General features: G+C 51.0%; 1 protein-coding gene. It reads right to left on the reverse strand.

What is annotated here, in order from left to right:
- A partial coding sequence (locus tag HMPREF2874_RS09530; RefSeq protein WP_246823787.1) for a helix-turn-helix domain-containing protein occupies window positions 1-257 on the reverse strand: 257 nt, incomplete at its 3' end.
- Between the last annotated feature and the right edge of the window lie 842 nt (window positions 258-1,099).

Consider the following 1,099-nt stretch of genomic DNA (forward strand, 5'->3'; position numbering starts at 1 on the left):
GGCTTACTCATCCCACCATCAACCACGGCCCTCGCTGCGGCGACCTTGGTCTCATAGTCGTATTTGGTGTGCTTTACTCCCATGGCAAGAAGCCCGCCCTTCCCGATCACGCGGTACATCTTCTGCCACTCTCTCACAGTCGCGGCAGATATACCAAGGCTTTTGGCGGTTACACCATAGCCAAATCCCTTCTCAAACATCTGTGCTGCCTGTTTCCGAAGCAAACGATTATGTCTCATTCCCAGATGCACGGACATGAAAAGCCTCCTGTTTCTTGGACTTTAGTTTTGTTGTCCAAGAAACGGGAGGCAGTTCAAACTGGTATTCTAGATAAGCGAGAAAAAGAAGAGCATTTCCCTTCCTTTTTGGAGGGGCTTTCATTGAGGGCTCTCGCGTATCCGCGGTTTGGCAAGCATCTACGGATTTCCCTTCCTTTTCAGAAGGGCTTTCATTGAGGCCAGGTCGTTGCCTTTGGTCAGAACCTGGACGGTAATTTCCCTTCCTTTTCGGAGGGGCTTTCATTGAGGCGTGGCTAGGCAGTCGCAGGCTGTATCTGCCGACGCATATCCCTACCTTTTTGGGAAGGACCTTCATTTAGGTACTCTCGCCCAGTTTCAAAGTGCCCAAAAACAGGAATTTCCATACAGCTTTGTGGGGACTTCGAATAAGACAGGCTGTTGTGATGGATTAGGATGACCACGGGACCGTTTGTTCTGTACCTTGAGATGTAGACTTTCATTGAGGCCAGTAGCGTCCATCGCCATTGCGAGCGGCTGGGCGGAATTTCCCTTCCTTTTCGGAGGGGCTTTCATTGAGGGTACGCAGGTGAGTTCGACCACATCCAAGTACTAACCATTTCCCTTCCTTTTCGGAGGGACTTTCATTGAGGGCAGGCGTAGACGGTCGCCAGGACGGCGTTGACGCACATTTCCCTTCTATTTCGGAAGGGCTTTCATTGAGGGTCACGTTCGACGAGGCCTATAATCTGCCTGGTGAGGATTTCCCTCCCTCTTCAGAAGGGCTTTTATTGAGGGTTCATCTCCGGCCTGATCCTGATGATTGTTGCCCTCATTTCCCTTCCTTTTCGGAAGGGCTTTCA

The organism is Rothia sp. HMSC068F09 (assembly GCF_001812775.1).
Taxonomy (GTDB): domain Bacteria; phylum Actinomycetota; class Actinomycetes; order Actinomycetales; family Micrococcaceae; genus Rothia; species Rothia mucilaginosa_A.